The sequence below is a fragment of the Vibrio sp. M60_M70 genome (assembly GCF_037162085.1).
GTDB lineage: Bacteria > Pseudomonadota > Gammaproteobacteria > Enterobacterales > Vibrionaceae > Vibrio > Vibrio diabolicus.
Genome location: NZ_JARLUL010000002.1, coordinates 1,588,294 through 1,610,700, shown reverse-complemented (window position 1 = coordinate 1,610,700; position 22,407 = coordinate 1,588,294). Strand labels below are relative to the sequence as shown.

Genomic DNA, 22,407 nt, shown 5'->3' with positions numbered 1-22,407 from the left:
GGCAAATTATGCCAGTTTTACAAGCTTTTAATGTTAGCCATCAGTTTGATAATGGCGAGACGCTATTCCAGTCTATTTCTTGTTCCATGACTAAACGACGTGTTGGTTTGGTCGGGCGCAATGGCATCGGTAAGTCGCTTTTGGCTTCCATTTTGGCGGGCGAAACTCAACCTGCCAGCGGTGTTGTGACTTCTCCCTCTTCTTTCATGATGTATCGCCAGCAGCCGTCTGATTTGCTTTCAGGTCAGCAATCGATCGCCCAGTTTCTGGGAACAGACTCGGTCTTACATGCTTTAAAGCAGATTGAACAAGGTGATGTTTCTGAGCATTGGTTCGAACTGGTTGGCGAACAGTGGGATATTGAACTGAAACTCAAACAGCAGCTTGCTGCGATGGGCTTACCGCAAGACCCTGATTTCTCTTGTGCTCGGCTCAGTGGTGGTCAGTTGGCGCGTTTGCAGTTATGGCAGTTGTTTGAAAACGAAACGGAACTTTTGATTCTCGATGAGCCATCCAATCACCTCGATACCGAGGCGAAACAATGGTTGATAGAGTCTATGAGGCATTTCGGTGGCGCGATTTTACTCATCAGTCACGATCGCGAGCTGCTTCGAGCAATGGAGGAAATTTGGGAACTCTCGGGCCTAGGCTTACAGGTTTTTGGTGGAAATTACGATGTGTATGCCGAGCAAAAACGCACTGAGTTACAAGCGGTCGAAAGGCAGTTAGCGCAGGTCGATAAACACAAAAAACGGTTAGCTGAGCAAGCCCAGAAAAATCGCGAAAAAGCAGACCAACGCGCCGCGCAAGGGAACAAACTGCGCAAAGACGGCAGTCAGCCCAAAATTTTGCTTGATGGCAAAAAGGATAGCGCGACCGCCAGCGCCTCAAATCGCAATAAGAATGAGCAACTCAGACAAGCGCATTTACAAGCCAAAGAGCGGGCGTTGCAATCGCGACATGAGCAGCTCAAAGCGCAAAAGTTTTATCTTGCAGATAATCCGAACCGTTCGAGAAAAGTGTTGTCGACACAAGAAGGTATATTGCCTTTTGGGGATTCTACTCCTATCACTTTGCAGATTTTTGCGAACGATAAAGTCCATCTCAAAGGGAAAAATGGCTGCGGAAAGTCAACCTTGTTAAAGACGTTGCTTGGCGAGTTGTCGTTGCTGAGTGGTGAGCTGCAAGTGAATACACCCTTGTATTATCTCAACCAACACTTTGGCGCAGTGAATCCAAATCTTTCGTTACTTGAGAACGTAATGGAGAGCTGCCTAGAGATGACGGAAAGTGAAGCGAGAACCTTATTGGCGGGGATCGGTTTTCGTCGGAATGCTGTATTTCGGTTGGGGCGCGTACTGAGCGGTGGCGAGAAGATGAAGCTCGCGATGCTGATCGTCAGCCACCAACACTCTCTGCCTTTTCTGCTGCTTGATGAGCCAGATAACCATCTCGATCTCGATTCAAAAATAATGCTTAGTCAGGCGTTAAATACATACAAAGGTGGATTTGTTCTGATTAGTCACGACCAAGATTTCGCTTCTGAGTCTGGGGTTTTGCGTCAAATCGAACTGAATTAAACGAAAGAGAGTAAACGCCATCGTAGCTCTTCAGCGTTGTTCCTAAGCTCTACACCGCCACTTACCGATATGTAGAATTGGTAGGAAATGAGGGAGTTAGGATGGCTTTCACAACTCGTTTAATGAAATTAGATTCATTTTGTCGATATATAGTAGAGTTCTGATGTATTGCACAAAAAGACAACAGAAAAATAAAAAGGAATTTCATGAAAAAGAACACCCTAGCATTAGCAACGGCTCTCGCACTCGGAAGTGTGTTGTCTGTGGCGCATGCAAATGAAGCGGCGCAGTCGTCGGTTGAACAAGTAACCCCGAAAGCCATCACGTATCCAATCACACAAAAAGTGGATGTTGTCGATGACTACTTTGGTACAAAAGTGAGTGATCCTTATCGCTGGTTGGAAGACGATCTCAGCCTAGAAACCGCAGAATGGGTGAAGGCACAAAATGCAGTGACGTTTGATTATCTGTCGAAAATCCCTTACCGCGAGCAGATTGAAGAGCACATCACTAAGCTCATGGACTACGAAAAGCAAAGCCAACCGTTCAAAGAGGGTAAGTTCACTTATTTCTACAAAAATGACGGGTTACAAAACCAAGATGTGCTTTATCGGCAGCTAGGTGATGGTGAAGCAGAAATTTTCCTCGATCCAAATACTTTTAGTGAGGATGGCACCACATCGTTAGCGGGAGTGAGTTTTTCACGAGACGGTTCTTTGGTCGCATACAGCATTTCGGAAGGCGGTAGCGATTGGCGCAAAGTCATTGTGTTAGACACAGAAACCAAAAAGCCAGTCGGTGAAACGCTGGTGGATATTAAGTTCAGCGGCATCAGTTGGCTCGGCAATCAAGGTTTCTATTACTCAAGTTTGACAAGCCACAGGGGAGTGAACTCTCCGCGAAGACAGATCAACACAAGCTCTACTTTCATAAACTTGGAACGAAGCAAAGTGAAGACCAGCTGATTTTCGGCGGCTTTGAGGAAGAGAAATACCGTTATGTTGGCGGCTATACGTCAGATGATGAACGCTACTCGTTTATCTCAGCCAGCGTATCGACATCGGGTAACAAACTGTTCTTTAAAGATCTGAGTAAGCCAAACAGCCCGCTTAAAACCATTTTAGATAACACCAGTTCTGATACTTGGGTGATAGACAACCAAGGCACGAAACTGTACTTGGTTACGAACCTTAACGCGCCGAACAAACGCGTCGTGACGGTGGATGCGAGTCAGCCGCAGCCCAAAAACTGGAAAGATTTGATTCCTGAAACAAAGAATGTGTTACGCGTTTCTACCGCGGGTGGCAATTTGTTTGCGAGTTATATTGTTGATGCGATCTCGATGGTGAAGCAATACGACATGAACGGCAAACTCATCCGAGAAATCAAATTGCCTGATATTGGCAGCGCATACGGTTTCTCGGGTAAAAAAGATGAAACCGAAGTCTACTATTCTTTCACCAACTACAAGATGCCAAGCACTACGTATCGTCTGAACATCAAAGATGGTGATAGCGAGATGTACTACAAATCTAAAGCGCCATTTGATCCCGCTTTGTATGACTCTCGCCAGGTGTTTTACACCTCAAAAGACGGAACAAAAGTGCCGATGATCATCACCTATAAAAAAGGGACACCGATGGACGGCAGTGCACCAACCATCCTATATGGTTATGGTGGTTTCAACATTAGCCTCCCACCATCTTTTAGCCCGACACGTGCGGCTTGGCTGGAGCTTGGTGGTATTTACGCGGTAGCGAACATTCGTGGCGGTGGGGAGTATGGTAAAGAGTGGCACAACGCTGGCATTCAAATGCAAAAGCAAAATGTGTTTGATGACTTTATTGCGGCGGCTGAATTTCTAATTGATGAAAAGGTAACGTCATCAAACAAGTTAGCCATTAACGGTGGATCGAATGGTGGCTTGTTAGTGGGGGCTGTTATGACGCAACGTCCAGAGTTGTTTAAAGTGGCGCTGCCAGCAGTCGGCGTACTGGATATGCTGCGTTATCATACTTTTACCGCAGGTGCTGGTTGGGCGTATGACTACGGTACGGCAGAGCAAAGTAAAGAGATGTTCCAATATCTGAAAGGTTATTCGCCAGTGCACAATGTAAAAGCGGGGGTGGAATACCCAGCAACATTGATTACAACGGGTGATCATGATGATCGTGTTGTTCCTGCTCACTCTTACAAATTTGCTGCTGAGTTGCAGTCAAAACAGGCGGGTTCAAATCCGACCTTGATTCGCATCGAAACCAATGCAGGACATGGTGCTGGCACACCAACGCGTAAAATAATTGAGACAAATGCAGATATTTATAGCTTTGCACTGTTCAATATGGGGATAGAGAAACTGCAATAGTGCGAATCGTTTGCGTTTTTAGTTAACGAAATGCATTGGTGCTTTTGCTCTCGAAAATAAAAGGGAATCACAGAGTGTGATTTCCTTTCAATTTATTGTGGAGTAACTATTCTAAATTGACCGCAAGGCTAATTAAATTAAGGTATTTGCAATTTATTACAACTCTCTTCTTTACCTGAAGAGTAATATACGATACAAATAAAACTTGATCGCGATCACCTAACACCATTGCACTCCTTAATTATATGGTAAATTTAATTAATCATTTGTTCTAATGATAATTGAATTTTCATAATTTTTAATATTCCCTTCTTCGTAAAGCCTACCAAATTTCAAGTTATATAAGATATAAGTAGCAGTGATTGAACTTTTACGACGCTTTATTTTATTTTAATTAAAACGTCTAATGTTTCGTCATTATTAAATTTGCTTTGATAATTTATATTATCCAAAGCGAGTTGTGTTGCTTGCTATTTATGATGACCTCATGACGTGAATAATTTTATAATCATTAAAATGGATACAGTTTTATGAATTTAGTGAAACCGTCTGTTGTTATCATGGCAGCAGCCCTTCAACTCGCGTCTTCTGCTTATGCTCAGACAAATAATGACGAAGAACTACAAGATATGTCTGACCCACTTGCGGTTTACACCCAAGCGGGCTTTGGTATTACTGACAAAGGCGCAAACATCAAAATCGGTCAAACTTACCAATCTAGCCAGCCTGGCACCATGGCGATGAACATCATCGAAATGAAAGGCATTGGTGGTGAGCTATTTGGCATTCGCGACAATGACGATCCAATGTATGCCAATGTTGATGACAGCATTGACTCGTTCCGACTACGTAATTTCCAAGTAGAAGTCGCAAAAGGTCTAGGCCGTCAATTAGATGTAAACTACGACGTTGATAACGATAAATTAGATGCATCTTACAGCTTTATTCAAGGCCTACCTAAGTTTGGTATGTTGCAGTTATTTCCTTTGGCTGGTGCAGGTGTCACTATTGCTAATGATTTTAGTGGTGATGGCAAAGGTTATGAAATTCCAGGTACTTTCACCGTTGTCGGTATGTACTCAAAAATTGAATTAACCGATAAAATCTGGATTAACTACAACCCAATGTATATGCATACATTGTCAGGGTCTAGTCAATATAAAGATACTTATTACGCGGGTGAAGATAATATCTTAACTCATGAGTTTGCGTTGTCTTATCAAATTAATCCTCGCGCAAATATTCGTTACTTTGCAAACTGGAATGAGCACGTTAATTTCGGTGATGGTGATCACCGTATCGAATTTAACTACCAATTCTAACTCCCTCGTTTATTTCCAGAATATAAAGTGTGTTTATCCATATATTTAAATATTTAGGCTAGGGCACTTTCTACATAAAGTAGGTTTATCATGAAAGCCAAATATAAATTTGCGTTGGTATCTATTGCTATATCTTCTGCATTACTATCAGGATGCAAAACTGGCGATATCGCAACGAAAACTGCCCAAGCACACTCTGTTGAAACCGTTACCCTAACCGAAACAAAAATCACTCCTTATCATACTTTTATCGGTCGAACTGAAGCGGTAAATGACGTTGATATTATGCCTCGAGTCGGTGGCGAATTAACCGCGATTCATTTTAAAGATGGCGATATGGTAGAAAAAGGCCAATTGCTGTTTGAAATCGACGACCGTCCTTACAAAGCGGCACTGGCGTATGCAAAAGCGTCGTTGCAAAAAGCAAAAGCACAACTCGTTCAAACTACGCGTGATGCAGAACGTGTGAAGAAACTCATCAAAGATAAAAGCATCAGTGAGCAGCAATACGATGACGCCATTGCCGCGCACGCCGCAGCGATTGCTTCGGTAGAAGAGGCGAAAGCGACGCTGGTTTCAGCAAGGCTCGATCTTGAATTTAGCTCTGTGCGTGCTCCTTTCTCTGGCCGCGTGGGTTTCAGCAACTTCCGAGTGGGTGACCGTATTTCGAAAATTCAACTCGTTCCTCTTGTTTCGATCACTCAAATCGACCCAATTCGCTTTGGCTTTGATGTGGATGAGAAGCTCTACCGCCGAGTAAGAAGTGCCATTGATGTGGCTCATCGTAACGATGACAAACTGGATGTTGATTTAACACTGACGCTTTCAGACGGTTCATTGTATCCGCTTGATGGCAAGATCTACGCCGTTGGCAACAAGATCGATTTAGAAACAGGCTCAATTCGAGCAGAGGCACAATTCGATAATCCAACTTACGCGCTTATGCCGGGTGAATATGGCAACTTGACCATCAAGCTGCGCAACAAAACCATTGATGGTTTGCTTATCCCATCGGCGGCTGTTCAGCAAGATCAAGCGGGTGACTACGTCATGGTGGTTGGTGATGATCACGTGGTGTCTCGTCGTAACGTTGAACTCGGTCAGACCTACGGTGTGAAACGTGCTGTGCTGACTGGTTTGGCGGCTAACGAAAAAGTCATCGTCAATGGTCTACAAAAAGTGCGTCCGGGTGCAACGGTGAAAGACGTTGAACTACAGAGTGAACAAGGCTGAGTGAGTACTGATGTTAAGTAAATTTTTCATTCACCGGCCGAAGTTTGCTTTGGTGATCTCACTGGCGATGACATTGATGGGTATGATCGCCCTGAAAGTCTTGCCAATTTCTGAGTATCCTCAAATCTCTCCGACGGTAATTACGGTGAGCACCCTGTATCCGGGTGCAAACGCGAACGTGGTTAAAAAGACGGTTGCACAGCCGATAGAAGCCAAAGTCAACGGCGTTGAAGACATGATTTACATGTCTTCTGTGATTGGTAACGATGGTTCATACACACTACGTATCTATTTTCGAGTGGGCGCAGATGGCGATATGGCGCAGGTTCGTGTGAACAACTTGGTGGCGCAAGCGACGTCTTCTCTCCCACAAGAAGTAAACCAAATCGGTGTGACGGTTAAGAAGAAATCTTCCGACATGTTGGGCGTTATTACACTGCGTTCTCCGAAACAGTCTCACGATAGTATCTACCTCTCCAACTATGCGGATCTCAATATTGTTGAGCGTCTAAAACGTATCGAAGGTATGAGTGACATTACGCTGCTGGGTAAGAAAGACTACTCAATGCGTATTTGGTTGAACCCAAATAAACTGGCCACCTTGAAGCTTTCCGCTAGTGATGTTATTGGCGCAATTAAAACGCAAAACATCCAAGTGGCGGCGGGTAAGATCGGTGGTATGCCAGCTCCTGGTGACCAGCAATATCAATATGTTTTGCAAACCAAAGGCCGCCTTACTTCTGCGGAAGAGTTCGAGAACATCATCATCCGTGCGAGCAAGAAAGGTTCTTTGATTCGCTTGAAAGATGTGGCTCGTGTGGAAGTTGGCGCACAAGGTTACGAAGCTGATGGTCGTATGAATAACGAACCAGCCGCCGTTCTGGCCTTGTACCAGTTGCCGACAGCGAACGCGCTAGACGTGATGGAACGCGTGAAAGAGGCCATGAAAGAGTACGAGAAATCGTTCCCAGATGATTTGGTCTACGACATCGCGTATGACTCTACCGAATACGTAGAGACGTCGATTGATGAAGTGTATGAGACGCTGGTGATTGCGGTACTTCTTGTCACCTTCGTTGTGTACGTTTTCTTGCAGAACTGGCGAGCGACCATCATTCCAACCTTAGCGATTCCGGTTTCCATCATTGCGACGTTCGCAATCATGGGCGTGATGGGCATGACCATTAACACCATCTCGTTGTTTGGCTTGATCCTCGCCATCGGTATCGTGGTGGACGATGCGATCATCGTGGTGGAGAACGTGGAGCGGGTTATTCATGAAGAGCATTTAGACCCGATTCCGGCCACGATCCAAGCCATGAAAGAAGTGACGGGTCCAGTATTGGCAACAACGCTTATTTTGTTGGCGGTATTCGTACCGGTTGCGCTATTGCCGGGTATTTCTGGTCGAATGTTCAACCAGTTCGCGGTCACCATCTGTGTGTCGGTGCTGATCTCTGCGATCAACGCATTAACGTTAACGCCAGCGCTTTGTGCGTTGATGTTGAAATCAACTCACTCGCAACCTATTGCGCCTTTGCGTGCGTTTAACCGAGGTTTTGAAGCAATAACGCGCAAATACCAAGGTTTAGTTGGTTTCTTGAGCCGTCGCATTGTGCTGAGTATCGGTGTTTATGGCGCGCTTATTGCGGTGCTGGCGTTTGCGTTCATGACCGTACCTTCTTCTTTCGTACCGAACGAAGATAAAGGCGTGTTCATGGTCGAAATGCGTTTGCCAGACGCAGCAGCATTGCAGCGTACTGCACCATTAATGAAGAAGTACGTTGATGAGCTAAAACAGATGGAAGGTGTGGAGAACGTGGTTTCGGTTGCGGGCTTCTCGGTAATTAACATGGCGTCGATTCCAAACTCGGGCATGTTGATCATCAAACTGGATAACTGGAACAAACGTAAAGACCCTGAGTTACACCAACGCGCGTTGATGAACAAAGTTAACCAAATGCTGAACTCAACGCCAGATGCCGCTTCGTTCGTTTTCGCGACGCCGGCAATCAAAGGCATGGGTGCGGTGGATGGTTTCAACCTTGTGCTGCAAGACAACTTGGGCCGTTCTCCACAAGAGTTGGCAAAAACAACCGCTGATTTTGTTGCCCAAATCAATCAACTGCCTGAAGTGGCGCGTGCGTTCTCGATTTTCCGTGCGAACATTCCGCAACGTTACATCGATATTGACCGCGATAAAGCGATTTCGATGGGCGTACCGTTGAATGAAATCTTCAGCACACTGCAAGCACAGTTGGGCGGTGCCTACATTTCTGACTTCAACTTGTTTGGTCGTTCGTACCAAGTGAAAGTGCAAGCAGAAGAGCAATACCGTGACAACATCGACGACATCAACCATCTGTTTGTTCGTTCAAGCTCTGGAAAAATGGTGTCATTGGCAACGCTAGTGAAAGTGAAGCCGATCTTCGGCCCTGATACCTTGTCGAACTACAACATGTTCAGTTCTGCAACCGTGAACGGTGCACCAGCGCCAGGTTACAGCTCGGGTGATGTTGTAAAAGCCATTGAAAAACTGGCTGCAGAATCTTTACCAAGTGGTTACTCGTACGAGTGGTCAGGCATGACTTACCAAGAGATGAAAGCAGGCAACATGGCGCCAATCGCGTTCGCATTGTCTTTGCTGTTCACCTACTTGTTCTTGGTGGCTCAGTACGAAAGTTGGACCATTCCTGCTGCGGTAATGATGGCGGTTCCAGTCGCGATTCTCGGCGCAATGGGGACGTTATTACTGGTGGGACAACCGTTCGATTTGTACGTGCAGATTGGTGTGGTCATCTTGATCGGTATGTCCGCCAAAGTGGCGATTCTTATCGTGGAATTTGCCAAAGTTCTGCGAGAAGAAAAGGGCTTATCCATCATTGATGCTGCTAAAGAAGCTGCTCGAATCCGTTTCCGTGCAGTACAGATGACCGCATTCGCCTTCATCTGGGGGGTATTCCCGTTGGTGATTGCATCGGGTGCTGGTGCGGCATCTCGTCATTCACTGGGCTTTGCGGTATTCGGCGGCATGATTCTCTCTACGTTTGTAGGCACGTTACTGACGCCAGTGTTCTTCGTGATGATGCAATCTCTGCGCGAGAAGTTTAAGCGAAAGAAACCCACTGAACTTGAGGTGAGCGAGCAATAACGCTGATTTCAACCGACTGACTCCACAACACCCCCACGCTGTGTGCGATTGGCCAATGCCTTTCATTGATATACAACCACCGTCGCAGCGTGGGTTCCCCTAACAATAATAGGTTTTAGCATGAAAAATCTTTCAAAAATCGTCGTAGCGAGCTCTCTACTGACGTGTGCTGCTGCGCAAGCGGGTGGGTTATACCTTTACGAAACAACAGCATCGGATATTGGTTTGGCATCCGCTGGTATGGCGGCTCGTGCGCAAGATGCCTCAGTAATGGCAGCAAACCCGGCTGGTCTGGCGAATGTTTCTGGTAAATCTTTCTCTGGTAACCTGATTGGCCTTTACGGTGACGCGCAACTAGACACGATGACTGGTGATGCGGGCAACGTGATTGGTTTTGTTCCTATGGCGTCGGCATTTTACAGCCAACAAGTGAACGACAAATGGACGCTGGGTATTGGTCTGTATGGCAACTACGGTCTTGGCCTCGAGTACGAAGGTCTTTTGGATAATCATTTAGATATTCCTACAGCAACGACGCAAGCCTTGACCATTCAACCTTCCGCTTCTTACCGCATCAATGATCACTGGTCTGTGGGTGCGGCGCTTGGTATTCAGTACGGTATGTATGAAGTAGAAGGGACGTTGGCTAGCTCTGGCGTGCATAAAAAATACTTAGACGAAGACCAAAATACTCAGGTTAATGGCCGAGTAGGTGTGCTTTATGAGGCAACATCAGGCACGCGTCTTGGTCTGTCTTACTCTTCTGAAACCGAATTTGAATTCGACAATAGTAACTCCATTGCTCCGCAACAACTGATCTTCAGTGCTTACCATGAAGTGAATGATGACCTAGCGGTGATGTGGAACGTGAACTGGCAAGACTGGAGCGAATACACAACCACGCTGAACGTAGAGACACAAGACACTTACCAAATCGCATTGGGTACTCAGTACAAACTGAATGAAAAAATGATGTGGAATGCAGGTTTTGCATTCGATACCAGCATGTATGAAAGCCAATCAAACGGTGACATAACCGTTCCTACTGGCAAGGCGTACCGCATTGGTACAGGCATTGATTACAAATTGGATTCAGAAAACTCAATTGGTTTCGCGTTTGAAGCGATCTTGATGGAATCGTCAGAAACGCCACGCTTACAAGCTGGCTTTGATGAGCCTGCTCTGTACTTCATGAGCATGAGCTACAACTGGAAAAACTAATCATTCCTAATCGCTAAAACGCCTTCCTTACAGGCCATTCTACCCTAACTACCTGCACTGGATGCTGTCGCGCTATCTAAGGTAGTTAGGGCGCTTCTGTCACACCCAGTGAGTGATGATTTAAAAAGTATCTGTGCGGCTAAGTGTGGGTATTCAACATCTCAAAGGACTAAAAATGAAAAACAAACTAGCGTTAGTGTGTACGACTTTGTTGGTCAGTACGCTGGCTCATGGTGCCGAGCATCGAGTAAAAGACAATAAAAACAAGTTGGCGGATGACCCAACAAAAGTCATCACGAAATTTGGCGCGTCGTACGCAAACAACTACGATTTTGATGATCAAAACATCTCCTTCTCGGGCTCACTTGCGCTTGACCAAGCGCGCAAAATCAACCTGCGTATCAATGATGATGCGAGCGAGTGGCGTATTGGTGGTTCGTGGTTGTTTCCGGTCGGTATCGTGAATTTCAATTTTGGTAAAAATGAATACGTAAACGGCGCGGATCAAACCAACTACAGCGTTGGTACCTTTATGCCGTTAAGTTATTTCGGGATTGAGCCAGCAGGCTTCCAAATTTTCCCAATGGCAGGCTATACGTACAACACTGGTGATGTTCCCGTATGTGACGGTGCAGAAAGTAGCCACTGTAGCGAGCCTAATTTTACGGGCACTCCAAGTGCAGAGAATGGCTTCAATATGATGAGCTCTTCAGGCAGCAGTGGTTACGTTGGTGCATTTGCGCTGAAATCGTTTACCAAAGAGCTGACGTTAATCAGCTTCGCAGCAGGCACTTACGGCTCAGAAAACAGTGAAGGAGAGAACTACAAAGGCTTCTTTGGTGGTATCGGCCTTGGTTATCTCGTGAATAAACGTCACTCGTTTAACGTAATGACGTTTGTCATGGACAACAACACCTATTTAGATGAGGCAGATAGGCGCGTCGCATTATCTTACCAATATCAATTTGAGTAAATTGAAAACGCAGCAACGATGGCTGCGTTTTTACTTTGATGGAATAAATTAGTGAATCGCGTTCTTTTCTTCGATCTTTTTCTGATATTGGTGTTTTAATATATACATACGCTTAACATCGCTATAGGCTCCGTTAATAAAGTATTCTTCTACTAAATGGCCTTCTTCAATAAAACCACATTTCTTATATAAATGAATAGCGACTTCATTATCCACTGCGACCAATAAGTATATTTTACGTAGATTAAGAATCGAGAAGGAGTAATCCAATGCACGATTAATCATCTCTGTCGCATAACCTCGTCCTTGATGCTCTGGGGCGATGATTATCTGAAACTCAGCGCTTCGGTGAATGTAGTTGATCTCAATAAGTTCGACCAATCCAATCACTATGCCGTCTTCATCTTCAACCACAAAGCGTCTTTCTGCGTCATCATGTATATGTTTTCGGTACAGTTCTTCGAGCTCATCATAAGATTCATAAGGCTCTTCGAACCAGTAGGCCATGATATTTCGGTTGTTATTTAGTTCGTGAATAAAGCGCAAATCAGAGCGTTCTAGTGCACGCATTTTTAGGCCTTTCTTCATCATTTATCTCCAATGAGGCGGAGTAAACCTCCGCAATTGATGCTAGAAAATCTTAACGTATTTAACAAGAATAGCGCATCTGTTTTTGGGAAATATTGTGGTTTTTTCAATATGGAAACTTAGAGTTCACGCCAAATAAAAATTAATCTTTACGATAAAAAATTCGATTAGGTGGTTTGCCTAATATCATATTAAATACCGCGCAACGACTTAGTGTCTTAATCTAAATAAACAAGGTATTCAATATGTTTTCAATCGGTGACGTAGTAGTAGCGACTAAAGGTATCGATCTTGGCGAAATGGTTGTTACAGGTTTAAGCAGTGGCGGTTTTTACACACACGTAAAAGCAGGCGAGAAAACGCTAACTTACCCAGCTAAAGATCTTAAGAAAGCATAATTAAATTTGCTCACTCTTATTTCTAAACTGGCTTAAAGTTCGTATTACTTATTTTAGGCGGGTTAGAATTTATAAAAGGTAGCGCAACAAGTCGCTACCTTTTTTATCACTCTCTTTTCTAGTTTTCTTCTGTTTTATGAACCTCAACACGGTTTCTACCGGTTTCTTTGGCTTTGTAAAGGGCTAAGTCGGCGCGTTTTACGAGTGGTTCAAACGAGTCATCCAAGCTACAGACTTGAGTTACACCAATACTAGCGGTAAAGCTCATATCACGACCTGAGTGTTGAATCGTCGTAGTTTCTAGCGCATAGCGAATCGTTTCTAATGTGTTTAGGGCTTCTTGCGATGAGCGGCTTCTTAGTACGATGGCAAACTCTTCACCGCCAACTCTGGCAAGTAAGTCACAGTCAAGTAGATGACTTTGAATGGTGTTGACTGCATGGATCAGCGATTTATCGCCAGCATCATGACCAAACCGATCATTAAGGCTCTTAAAGTTGTCTAAATCTAGAATAGCAACATGGAAGTCAATGCCTTGGGTGCGGTATTCAGTCAAGCGGCTTTCGATTTGTCGCATGAATTCTCTGCGGTTTGGAATGCCAGTCAGATCATCCGTTGTGGCGAGATGCTCCATTTTCATAATTTGTATATGAAGAGCAATGTTTAAAGCAATCCAGTTAGCGATGCACTGAAGCTGTGCCGCTTGTTCGTTTGTGTAAGTGTGCGTTTGATGATGTGCAACATTAAGCGTGCCCAAACAGACTTTACCGTGCATTAAAGGCGCATCCATACACGTCCCCATGCCATTGGATGCCAGCATCACACAATCGACCTCATCAGATTGAGTGACATCGTCACAGATCATCAGTTGTTGTTTTTTGAACACTCGGCCAACAAAAGCTCGGTGAATAGGTACCAAGAATTCAGCCGGAATCGCTTTATTACCAGAGAAAGAGTAGACCTTTAGATGATCATCATTTTCATAAAGCGTGATACTCGCGCGGTCGGAATTGAATATACGATTTATCCATTCTGCGACCGTATCAAGCACCTGCTGCAATGTTTCCGATTGAGCTAAAAAGTGAACAAACCCTATCGGCATACAGATCGGACTTTCCATATTCTGCATCGATAAGTCATCAGGGTTAAAAGTTCTTTCAAGTCTCAATAGACATCTCCTTGCGATGTTGCAAATACCAACAATAAGTTACACGAAGCTATTTTCAAGAAAAATGCGTTTCTACGTAAGATTATGGTTTATTTATCGCCATCTATGTGTGTTCAATTGCTTAATGTGGGCGTTAACTCACGCCTAAATGAATAAATGTTATACCTATTTATAAGTAAGTCATTACTCAATAAGGGGTGTTTTTGAGGTAGAACCAAAGAATAGGAAAGCCCTTCAGGGAAGAGAAGGGCAAAGAGGGTGAACTTAGGAAAGTAAATACGTAAGCAGTGAATTAATTATCTTTGTATTTCTGTAAAATCAACTGACTGATTTGCGCGATGAGCTGGTCTCTGGCTTGCAGTGATAGCTCGGTTTCTGTGACATAGATACTAATGTAAACAGGACGATGGTTTTCCTTCCATATGATTGCGTTAATACCGCGCGAACCGTGACCACCCGCACCAGAGCGGTCGGCGATAGACCAACCTGTTGGTAATACTGAACGCATTAACGAGTCTGAAACCTTGTTGTCCTGCATCCAGATTTTTAATTGCACGCGAGACTCGTAAGACAACGTTTCTCCTTCAATCAAGGTTCGCAGAGTGTTTACCATGGCGTTAGGTGTGGTTGTGTCGCGGTTGTCTCCCGGTGTCGCTTCGTTCAAACGTGGTTCTAATCTATCTAGGCGCGTCGCTTTATCACCAATTGATCGCAGAAACATTGTAACGGCCTTAGGGCCGCCGATTTCATTCAATACTAAGTTGGCAGCAGTATTATCACTCATCAACATCGCAGCTTCACAAGCGTGTTCTACGCGTGTGTTTTGGCCTGCGAGTTTGTCCATCACTGGAGACCACACAACGATGCTGCGCTCATCGACTTTCGCGGTCGCATTTTTACTTAGCTTACCGCTGTCCATATCACTTAGCATTGTGGCGCAAGCCAAGGTTTTGAATGTGCTCATGAGTGGGAAGCGTTCATCGCCACGGTAATCCCAGCGCTCATCGGTTTGCGTATCCCAAACCGAGACTCCAATTCTGCTTGAGGTTTGTTGTTCGATGAGAGAAATGTCTTCATTCAGTTGGGAAGCGTAACTTAGGGTTGAGCAAACTATTAGCCCAGCCAACAAAAATAACTTTTTCATGCGTCGTGTTCTTCATTTTGGTTTTGGTTCGCACTGTGGCGATGTTACGCAAACTATAACGAGCGAATACTCTAACCACTGTTAAATCCATGTCGATTTTTTGTAGGATTCTGCGCAATACCTCCAAGTTTGTTATTGACCTTAAGTATATTGTGGCTTTACTCAACTTTACGAATATTGACGTTGCATTACGCTAGAAAAACTAAACTAGAGTTGTCGTCAATTTGAGAGTGATGTTCATGAAAACTGTACGAAATTTTGTATGGATGATAATTGCCGCCGTGTCTGTGTTGTGGTGGATGAGTGAACCGCAACTGCTTTCCTCGACCCAATTCTTCCAATGGCGCTCCGCGCTTATTCAATATTCTGGTGTTTTGTCGTTAGCTTTGATGTCTATTGCGATGGTTCTGGCGCTGCGCTTACCTGTGATAGAGCAATGGGTTCATGGCATGGACAAGGCATATCGAGTACACAAGTGGTTAGGTATAGCAGGCGTCAGTTTGGGTGTGATCCATTGGCTTATGTATAAAGTGCCGAAGTGGCTCGTTGCTGCTGGTTGGTTGGAAAAACCAGTAAAACACACTGGAGCGGGGCCATCAGGCAATAACTTCGTTGGTTTTGAGTTATGGGTTAAAGAACTGCGTGATATAGGCTTGGATTTAGGTGAGTGGGGCTTTTATTTGCTATTGGTATTGCTGGTAGTGTCACTCTGGACTGTTGTTAAATACAAACCGTTTAAGTTATCCCATCGTTTAATGGCTGTGGTGTATTTGATGGTTGCCTTGCATTCGGTCTTATTGATAAAGCATGCATACTGGGGCGATCCCATTCATTTTGTCGCTTTTGGTTTTGCATTGATGGGCTCTGCGGCTGCCGTTTATAGCTTGTTTGGCTTTGTCGGACGAGCGAATCGCTATCCCGCCAAAGTGGTGTCGACTCGCTACTTCCCTCAAGCGCGCGTGATGGAGCTGGTTTTGGCGCCAAGCAATAACGGTCAAGGAAAACCTTGGCAAGGACACAAAGTCGGGCAGTTTGCTTATGTTCGTTTTGGTAATGAAGATCCGCATCCGTTTACGATTGTTTCAGGTGGGCACGATCCAGAGATTCGCTTTTTGATCAAAGAGCTAGGCGATTTCACGACCAATTTGTACCAGCGCGTGAAAGCGGGCGATGAGGTTGTTGTTGAAGGGCCGTATGGACGTTTAGAGTTTGATGTCAACAAGCCGCAAGTTTGGATTGCTGGTGGTGTCGGGATAGCGTCGTTCTTTGCCATCTTATCTTCACTGAAAGCGTTAAAAATACATCCGCCAGTGCATTTGTTTTATTGCACACGTGGCTTAGATAGTCATTTAGTGGATGAACTGTGGAATGCTGCGCGTCAGGCACAAGTGAAACTGAACGTGATAGATACTGCGATTTCACCTCGACTTAATGTTGAACAAATTGCGAAGGAATGCGGCGATTTATCGCGTTATGAGTTTTATTTCTGTGGACCGGAGGTATTTTCTCGAACCCTGAAAAAAGAGTTAGAGGCATATCGTTTTGATACAGAACATCACTATCATGAAGAGCTGTTTGTGATGCGATAATCTAGTATTTGGGGTGAAATAAAAAGGAGCTGAATCAGCTCCTTTTGTATTTACATTTAACGTCTAAGAACCGTGTGAATGCGTAAATCCGGTTTCACTACAGTTCCACTTTTTTGACCATGCCGGCTTCTGCATGACCGGGAATATTACACGCGAACTCTACATTTTTATCGCCATGGAAGTGCCACAGGAGTTGTTTCGCTTTGCCTGGTTCAACTGTGACCGCATTGCCGGAGTCATGCATGTGATCGCCAGACATGGTTTTCATCATTTCACGGTGTTTAAGCTGTTCTTCTGCTGAACCAATGGTAAATTCGTGATTGATTTTGCCTGTATTCATTACCACAAATTGAACCACATCATCCGGTTCTATTGTCACGTCTTTTTTGAATGTAATTTTCATATCATCCGTTAAGAGTACATGAACGACTTTGTCTGGTTTTGCGCCATTTGCAGGCATACCAACCGCTGACATGCCCGGCATGCCGCTCATACCAGAATGATCCATTTTACCGTGGTCCATTTTTCCATGATCCATCGGCATATTATCCATGTTCATGGAACCGTGATCCATTTGATCATGCTCCATGTTGTCGTGGTTCATGTTTGAGTTATCCATTTGAGCAAATACGCCACCCGATACCATGGTTAGAGCAAGAGTGATAAGAGTCTTTTTCATGTTGATTTCCTTTACTATCAATGAGCTATCGCGCCATTACTCTCTGAATAATGGCGCTCGTTGTTATTTATCTTGGTGTTGAGTTGATTTCACTTCACGCTGTTTCCACAGCTTGAAGATGGCAGGTAGCACAAGCAGCGTTAACAGCAGGGCAGAGGCCATGCCACCAATCATCGGTGCAGCGATGCGTTGCATCACTTCAGAGCCTGTCCCTTCGCCGTACATGATTGGAATAAGACCAATGATTACCGTTAATACGGTCATCATGACAGGCCGCACACGCAAGCCAGCGCCTTCGCGAATTGCGTCTGTAAGATCCCGTGCTTGAAGCGGTCGTTGTTTCTCTTCTGCATCCAGTTTTCGGTGGTGCCACGCTTGGTTGAGATACACCAGCATGATGACGCCTATCTCCACCGCAACGCCGGCGAGGGCGATAAAACCTACCCCCACGGCAATAGAGAAGTTGTAGTTCAGATAATGCATCAGCCATAAGCCACCAACCATTGCTAAAGGCAGCGTCAGCATGATGATCAGCACCTCACCTACACGGCGGAAGCTGAAGTAAAGTAGCATCATGATGATCGCAATAGTGATTGGTACTACGACACTTAAGCGGTCTTTGGCGCGTTCCATGTATTCGTACTGACCTGACCAAGCCAGCGAATAACCCGCAGGTAATTCAAGTTGATCTGCTACTACTTGTTGTGCTTCCACTACGTATGAGCCTAGGTCACGACCTTCGATATCCACGAAAACCCAACCGTTTGGACGCGCGTTTTCGGTTTTGATCATCGGTGGGCCATCCTCATAACGAATATCTGCCACGTCTGCGAGTGCGATGCGTGCGCCGTTGGGGGTTACCAGTGGTAGGTTTTGCAGTTTAACCACAGAGTCACGGTAATCTTGCGGATAGCGGACGTTAATCGGGTAGCGCTCTAGCCCTTCAATGGTTTCTCCAACATTCATACCACCGACAGCGGTTGAGATGACTTGCTGAACGTCTTTGATGCTCAATCCATATCTCGCAGCTGCGCGGCGTTTGATATCAATCGTTACGTAACGGCCACCCGCGACACGCTCCGCATATACAGATGAGGTACCGTGAACGCTATTAAGAATAGGTTCCATCTGAGCACCAATTTTTTCGATCTCTTTCAGGTCTGGGCCTGCGATTTTGATCCCAATTGGCGTTTTAATACCGGTCGCCAGCATGTCAATACGCGTTTTGATCGGCATTACCCACGCGTTGGTTAGCCCCGGGAACTGCACGAGATTGTCGAACTCTTTACGCAATGACTCAGTGGTCACACCTTCACGCCATTGGTCATGAGGTTTGAGCTGAATTACCGTTTCAATCATGGTGAGTGGTGCAGGGTCGGTGGCCGTTTCTGCACGGCCAATCTTGCCCCAAACCGTTTTAACTTCCGGTACGGTTTTGATCAGCTTGTTCGTTTGCTGAACCAACTCACGTGCTTTACCGATGGAAATGCCCGGGTAGGTGGTCGGCATGTACATCAAATCGCCTTCATCCAATGGTGGGATGAACTCGCTACCCAGTTGACTGGTTGGATAGTAAGCTGACGCCATTAGGCCTAAAGCGATAACGATCATACTCTTAGGGTACTTGAGGCTGGTATTCAGCAACGGGCGATACAGCGCAATTAAGCCTCTATTTACTGGATTCTTATGCTCTGGTAATACGTTGCCACGGATGAAATACCCCATTAGCACAGGTACGAGGGTAATTGCCAAACCTGCCGCTGCGGCCATTGCATAAGTTTTAGTAAAGGCGAGAGGGGAGAACATCTTGCCCTCTTGACCTTCCAGTGCAAATACTGGCACAAAGCTTAACGTGATGATAAGCAGTGAGAAGAACAGGGGCGCGCCCACTTCTTCAGCGGCTTTGCCAATCACTTGCCAGCGGTTCTTATCCGTGAGAGGCGTTCGTTCAATATGCTTGTGGACGTTTTCTATCATTACGATGGCACCATCAACCATTGCACCGATGGCGATGGCAATCCCCCCTAGCGACATGATGTTGGCATTAATGCCTTGAGAATGCATGACGATAAACGCGGATAAAATACCGACGGGCAAGCTCAGCGCGATAACCAAAGACGAACGGATGTGAAATAGGAAGAGGGCACAAACAATCGCCACGACGATGAATTCTTCCGCCAATTTCTTCCACAAGTTTTCTACGGCAGCGTTAATCAGCGTGGAGCGATCGTAAGTAGGCACGATTTCTACACCATCCGGTAAGCTGCGCTGTAAATCTTCCAGTTTGTCTTTAACTTTGCTGATGACTTCACTCGCGTTTTCGCCGAATCGCATGACAATAACGCCACCAACCGCTTCACCTTCGCCGTTAAGCTCAGAGATGCCGCGACGCATTTGCGGACCTAAGTTGATGTCGGCAATGTCGCCCAGTAAGAGCGGTGTACCTTTCTCTGTCACTTTGAGCGGGAGTGATTCAATATCCTCAATACTCGTTAGGTAACCTGTAGTGCGAACCATATGTTCCGCTTCTGCTACTTCAACAACAGAGGCACCCGTTTCCTGATTGCCGTTTTGGATCGCCATGTTCACTTGTTGCAGTGTCAGGTTGTAAGCACGTAGCTTAGCTGGGTCAATCTGAACTTGATATTGCTTCACCATACCGCCAACGGTTGCGACTTCAGAGACTCCATCGACGGTTTGCAGCTCATATTTCAAGAACCAGTCTTGCATACTACGCAGATCAGCAAGATCATGGTTGCCAGTTTTATCTTGTAGTACATAGCTGTAGACCCAGCCCACACCCGTTGCATCTGGTCCTAATGTCGGTTTTGCACTCGGTGGTAATTTAGGTGCTACTTGGCTTAGGTACTCTAAAACGCGCGAACGTGCCCAATACATGTCGGTATCATCGTTAAAAATGATATAAACATATGAGTCACCAAAGAATGAATAACCACGAACGGTTTCTGCACCCGGTACGGCGAGCATCGCGGTGGTTAGCGGATAAGTAACTTGATCTTCCACCACTTGAGGTGCTTGGCCTGGGTAGCTTGTTTTGATGATCACTTGAACATCAGAAAGATCCGGAATGGCGTCTACAGGTGTATTCTTTACACTGTAAAGTCCGGTTAAAACAAGCGCTAAGGTAGCGATCAAAACCATGAAACGGTTTTTGATCGACCAGCGGATTATTGCTCCAATCATAGTTAGCCCTCAACCGCTTCAAGTTGCTTCAAGACGTAGTCAGCTCCTTGTTTTTCAACTAAAAACCGTACTTTCTGACCTTCTTTGAATCCGGATAGATCCACTTCATCACCCACAGAGAAGTTCATCTCTCCTGCCTCCCAGTTCCATTCTGCAACTGGGAGGTGGTTGAGAGTTATCATCCCAAAATCCGCCATCAACATGCTGATATCTCCGGTAATCCATACGTCAGTCACGACAACGCTGTCATCGGCTTTGTAGTCAACGACTTCATATTGACCGGACTCTGTTTTCTGAATTTCAAACTCGATAGCTTGGCCTTTTTGCAGAGTGCCCACATCAACGTCATCTGCGAGGGTAAAGTTCATGACCATACCCGGCCAATCCCACTCTGCTACGGGCTGATGGTTGATGGTCAACATACGGTGATCTTTCATCACATCGGTGATTTCACCCTTAGCCCAAACTGTTTCTGCTTTGGCTTCGTTAGGTGATGAAATACGGGATAGATCAGCCGTTTGGCTTGATTCCGAATCCAACATAAAGTGTGCAGAGGTTACGATGCGATCATCTTGAGACAGACCTTGCAGCACCTCGATTTTGTCGTCGGCTTCACGCCCAACTTTGATGCGCGTTGAGCGGTATTTACCATCGCCTTCAGACAACACGACTCGGGTCATACCGCCGGATCGAATAACGGAAGATTTAGGAATCGTCATAACTGCGTTATCAGTGACTGGTTGAAGGGCAATGTTGGCAAACATATTAGGTTTAAGATCGCCATTCGGGTTAGGGAACTTGAGGCGTACACGCAAGGTACGAGTTTTAGGATCCAGAATAGGGTATACGTAGTCGACAACCCCTTTCCATTCATTGCCTGGAATAGCATCAAGCGTCATAGTGGCGCTACTTCCTGCTTTCATCCAGTGAGCTTGGCGCTCAAATACTTCGGCATCCACCCATACATTTTCAAGTGGGCCCGCGCTGATCACCGCTTGAGCAGGGGATAGGTAACCACCTTCACGAACGTTCAAACTCGCGATGACGCCATCTTCCGGAGCTTTAATTTCAATAGTTTGCGATGCTTTCCCGCGTTGAGTGATGGCTCTGATTTGAGAACGATCAACACCCAGTGTCACTAAACGTTCTGTCGCGCCTTTCACCAGACCATTACGCCCAGTTCGGTAGGCGTTCAGTAGCTCTTCTTGTGCTTTGACTAGCTCAGGCGAATACAGCGTGAACAGCACATCGCCTTTGTTGACCTTTTCACCCACGGCATTGATGTAAAGCTTTTCAACCCAGCCAGCCACGCGAACGTTGGTTTGCCACAAATGACTTTCGTCAAACGCGATATAGCCGACAGTTTCAATCCGAGGTGAAAGTTGCTCTAAAGAGACTTGAGCGGTTTTTACACCTAAGTTGTTTTCAACTGATGGGTCAATTTTTACCGTGCCGGGTTTGTCTTGTTCACCTGCGAGATCTTCAGCGTACACTGGGATCAAGTCCATGCCCATTGGCGATTTGCCCGGTTTGTCGCGCTTATAATTTGGATCCATTGGAGCAACCCAATAGAGTGGCTCGTTTGAGCTGCTTGCAGCGTTAGCGCCTGAGCCACTCATGTCGTGGTTTGCACCAGATAGGTACTGATTAACGCCAAACCCTAGTGCCCCGCCAACAAGCAGAGCGATGGTTGCTATCTTGATTGAATTTGAACTCATTCCTAATTCCTTATTTTCCCCATGAGGCATGACAGCGATGTTGATTGTTTATTGGTGTGCATTCGCCATCGTCC

General features: G+C 45.5%; 15 protein-coding genes and 1 pseudogene. 10 read left to right on the top strand and 6 right to left on the bottom strand.

Annotated elements, in window-relative coordinates:
- The first annotated feature begins 8 nt into the window (after positions 1 to 8).
- The 8 genes and pseudogenes from P4S59_RS22825 (at position 9) to P4S59_RS22795 (ending at position 11,845) form a co-directional block, all read left to right on the top strand.
- The gene (locus tag P4S59_RS22825; protein WP_337169117.1) at positions 9 to 1,580 is read left to right on the top strand and encodes an ATP-binding cassette domain-containing protein; all 1,572 of its coding nucleotides are present in this window, start codon (positions 9 to 11) and stop codon (positions 1,578 to 1,580) included.
- 206 nt (positions 1,581 to 1,786) lie between these two features.
- Positions 1,787 to 3,045, top strand: a pseudogene (locus tag P4S59_RS24450) (S9 family peptidase); the annotation flags it as partial.
- A gap of 6 nt (positions 3,046 to 3,051) precedes the next feature.
- Positions 3,052 to 3,945, top strand: a complete 894-nt coding sequence (locus P4S59_RS24445; protein ID WP_443089055.1) for a prolyl oligopeptidase family serine peptidase — start codon at positions 3,052 to 3,054, stop codon at positions 3,943 to 3,945.
- 530 nt (positions 3,946 to 4,475) lie between these two features.
- Positions 4,476 to 5,267, top strand: coding sequence for a hypothetical protein (locus P4S59_RS22815; RefSeq protein WP_114322857.1), 792 nt, complete (start codon positions 4,476 to 4,478; stop codon positions 5,265 to 5,267).
- Positions 5,268 to 5,357: 90 nt separating this feature from the next.
- Positions 5,358 to 6,500, top strand: coding sequence for an efflux RND transporter periplasmic adaptor subunit VmeP (gene vmeP, locus P4S59_RS22810; protein WP_337169116.1), 1,143 nt, complete (start codon positions 5,358 to 5,360; stop codon positions 6,498 to 6,500).
- 10 nt (positions 6,501 to 6,510) lie between these two features.
- On the top strand, positions 6,511 to 9,651 hold the full coding sequence (vmeQ, locus tag P4S59_RS22805) for an efflux RND transporter permease subunit VmeQ (RefSeq protein ID WP_337169115.1): 3,141 nt from the start codon (positions 6,511 to 6,513) through the stop codon (positions 9,649 to 9,651).
- Between the two features lie 120 nt (positions 9,652 to 9,771).
- Entirely contained in the window at positions 9,772 to 10,872 is a 1,101-nt protein-coding gene (locus P4S59_RS22800; protein WP_258658629.1) for an OmpP1/FadL family transporter, read from the top strand.
- Positions 10,873 to 11,047: 175 nt separating this feature from the next.
- Entirely contained in the window at positions 11,048 to 11,845 is a 798-nt protein-coding gene (locus tag P4S59_RS22795; protein ID WP_104970180.1) for a hypothetical protein, read from the top strand.
- A gap of 48 nt (positions 11,846 to 11,893) precedes the next feature.
- Here the strand turns inward: P4S59_RS22795 and speG are convergent, their stop codons facing one another.
- A complete protein-coding gene (gene speG, locus P4S59_RS22790) occupies positions 11,894 to 12,433 on the bottom strand; it encodes a spermidine N1-acetyltransferase (protein WP_041853120.1) in 540 nt (179 codons plus the stop codon).
- Between the two features lie 245 nt (positions 12,434 to 12,678).
- On the opposite strand from speG, the gene P4S59_RS22785 reads away from it, so the two are divergent.
- Positions 12,679 to 12,831, top strand: a complete 153-nt coding sequence (locus tag P4S59_RS22785; RefSeq protein WP_005375418.1) for a hypothetical protein — start codon at positions 12,679 to 12,681, stop codon at positions 12,829 to 12,831.
- Positions 12,832 to 12,949: 118 nt separating this feature from the next.
- Here P4S59_RS22785 and P4S59_RS22780 read toward each other — a convergent pair whose 3' ends face one another.
- Both P4S59_RS22780 and blaCARB read right to left on the bottom strand, forming a co-directional pair.
- Positions 12,950 to 13,999 carry a sensor domain-containing diguanylate cyclase gene (locus P4S59_RS22780; RefSeq protein ID WP_337169114.1) on the bottom strand — a complete coding sequence of 350 codons (1,050 nt, stop codon included), beginning with the start codon at positions 13,997 to 13,999 and terminating at the stop codon, positions 12,950 to 12,952.
- Between the two features lie 292 nt (positions 14,000 to 14,291).
- Entirely contained in the window at positions 14,292 to 15,143 is an 852-nt protein-coding gene (blaCARB, locus tag P4S59_RS22775) for a CARB family carbenicillin-hydrolyzing class A beta-lactamase (RefSeq protein ID WP_337169113.1), read from the bottom strand.
- 239 nt (positions 15,144 to 15,382) lie between these two features.
- Here blaCARB and P4S59_RS22770 point away from each other — a divergent pair, with 239 nt between their 5' ends.
- Positions 15,383 to 16,732, top strand: a complete 1,350-nt coding sequence (locus P4S59_RS22770; protein ID WP_048625564.1) for a ferredoxin reductase family protein — start codon at positions 15,383 to 15,385, stop codon at positions 16,730 to 16,732.
- A gap of 97 nt (positions 16,733 to 16,829) precedes the next feature.
- Here P4S59_RS22770 and copI read toward each other — a convergent pair whose 3' ends face one another.
- The 3 genes from copI to P4S59_RS22755 all read right to left on the bottom strand — a co-directional run bounded on the left by copI (position 16,830) and on the right by P4S59_RS22755 (position 22,333).
- The gene (gene copI / locus P4S59_RS22765; protein ID WP_048625289.1) at positions 16,830 to 17,411 is read right to left on the bottom strand and encodes a copper-resistant cuproprotein CopI; all 582 of its coding nucleotides are present in this window, start codon (positions 17,409 to 17,411) and stop codon (positions 16,830 to 16,832) included.
- 63 nt (positions 17,412 to 17,474) lie between these two features.
- The gene (locus tag P4S59_RS22760) at positions 17,475 to 20,615 is read right to left on the bottom strand and encodes an efflux RND transporter permease subunit (protein WP_337169112.1); all 3,141 of its coding nucleotides are present in this window, start codon (positions 20,613 to 20,615) and stop codon (positions 17,475 to 17,477) included.
- A gap of 2 nt (positions 20,616 to 20,617) precedes the next feature.
- Positions 20,618 to 22,333: an efflux RND transporter periplasmic adaptor subunit gene (locus P4S59_RS22755; protein ID WP_337169111.1), complete on the bottom strand. Its 1,716-nt coding sequence runs from the start codon at positions 22,331 to 22,333 to the stop codon at positions 20,618 to 20,620.
- Positions 22,334 to 22,407 lie beyond the last annotated feature (74 nt).

Coding starts and splice junctions, on each gene's coding strand:
- P4S59_RS22825 (WP_337169117.1), top strand. CDS start 9: ATGCCAGTTTTACAAGCTTTTAATGTTAGCCATCAGTTTGATAATGGC.
- P4S59_RS24445 (WP_443089055.1), top strand. CDS start 3,052: ATGCCAAGCACTACGTATCGTCTGAACATCAAAGATGGTGATAGCGAG.
- P4S59_RS22815 (WP_114322857.1), top strand. CDS start 4,476: ATGAATTTAGTGAAACCGTCTGTTGTTATCATGGCAGCAGCCCTTCAA.
- vmeP (WP_337169116.1), top strand. CDS start 5,358: ATGAAAGCCAAATATAAATTTGCGTTGGTATCTATTGCTATATCTTCT.
- vmeQ (WP_337169115.1), top strand. CDS start 6,511: ATGTTAAGTAAATTTTTCATTCACCGGCCGAAGTTTGCTTTGGTGATC.
- P4S59_RS22800 (WP_258658629.1), top strand. CDS start 9,772: ATGAAAAATCTTTCAAAAATCGTCGTAGCGAGCTCTCTACTGACGTGT.
- P4S59_RS22795 (WP_104970180.1), top strand. CDS start 11,048: ATGAAAAACAAACTAGCGTTAGTGTGTACGACTTTGTTGGTCAGTACG.
- speG (WP_041853120.1), bottom strand. CDS start 12,433: ATGAAGAAAGGCCTAAAAATGCGTGCACTAGAACGCTCTGATTTGCGC.
- P4S59_RS22785 (WP_005375418.1), top strand. CDS start 12,679: ATGTTTTCAATCGGTGACGTAGTAGTAGCGACTAAAGGTATCGATCTT.
- blaCARB (WP_337169113.1), bottom strand. CDS start 15,143: ATGAAAAAGTTATTTTTGTTGGCTGGGCTAATAGTTTGCTCAACCCTA.
- P4S59_RS22770 (WP_048625564.1), top strand. CDS start 15,383: ATGAAAACTGTACGAAATTTTGTATGGATGATAATTGCCGCCGTGTCT.
- copI (WP_048625289.1), bottom strand. CDS start 17,411: ATGAAAAAGACTCTTATCACTCTTGCTCTAACCATGGTATCGGGTGGC.
- P4S59_RS22760 (WP_337169112.1), bottom strand. CDS start 20,615: ATGATTGGAGCAATAATCCGCTGGTCGATCAAAAACCGTTTCATGGTT.
- P4S59_RS22755 (WP_337169111.1), bottom strand. CDS start 22,333: ATGAGTTCAAATTCAATCAAGATAGCAACCATCGCTCTGCTTGTTGGC.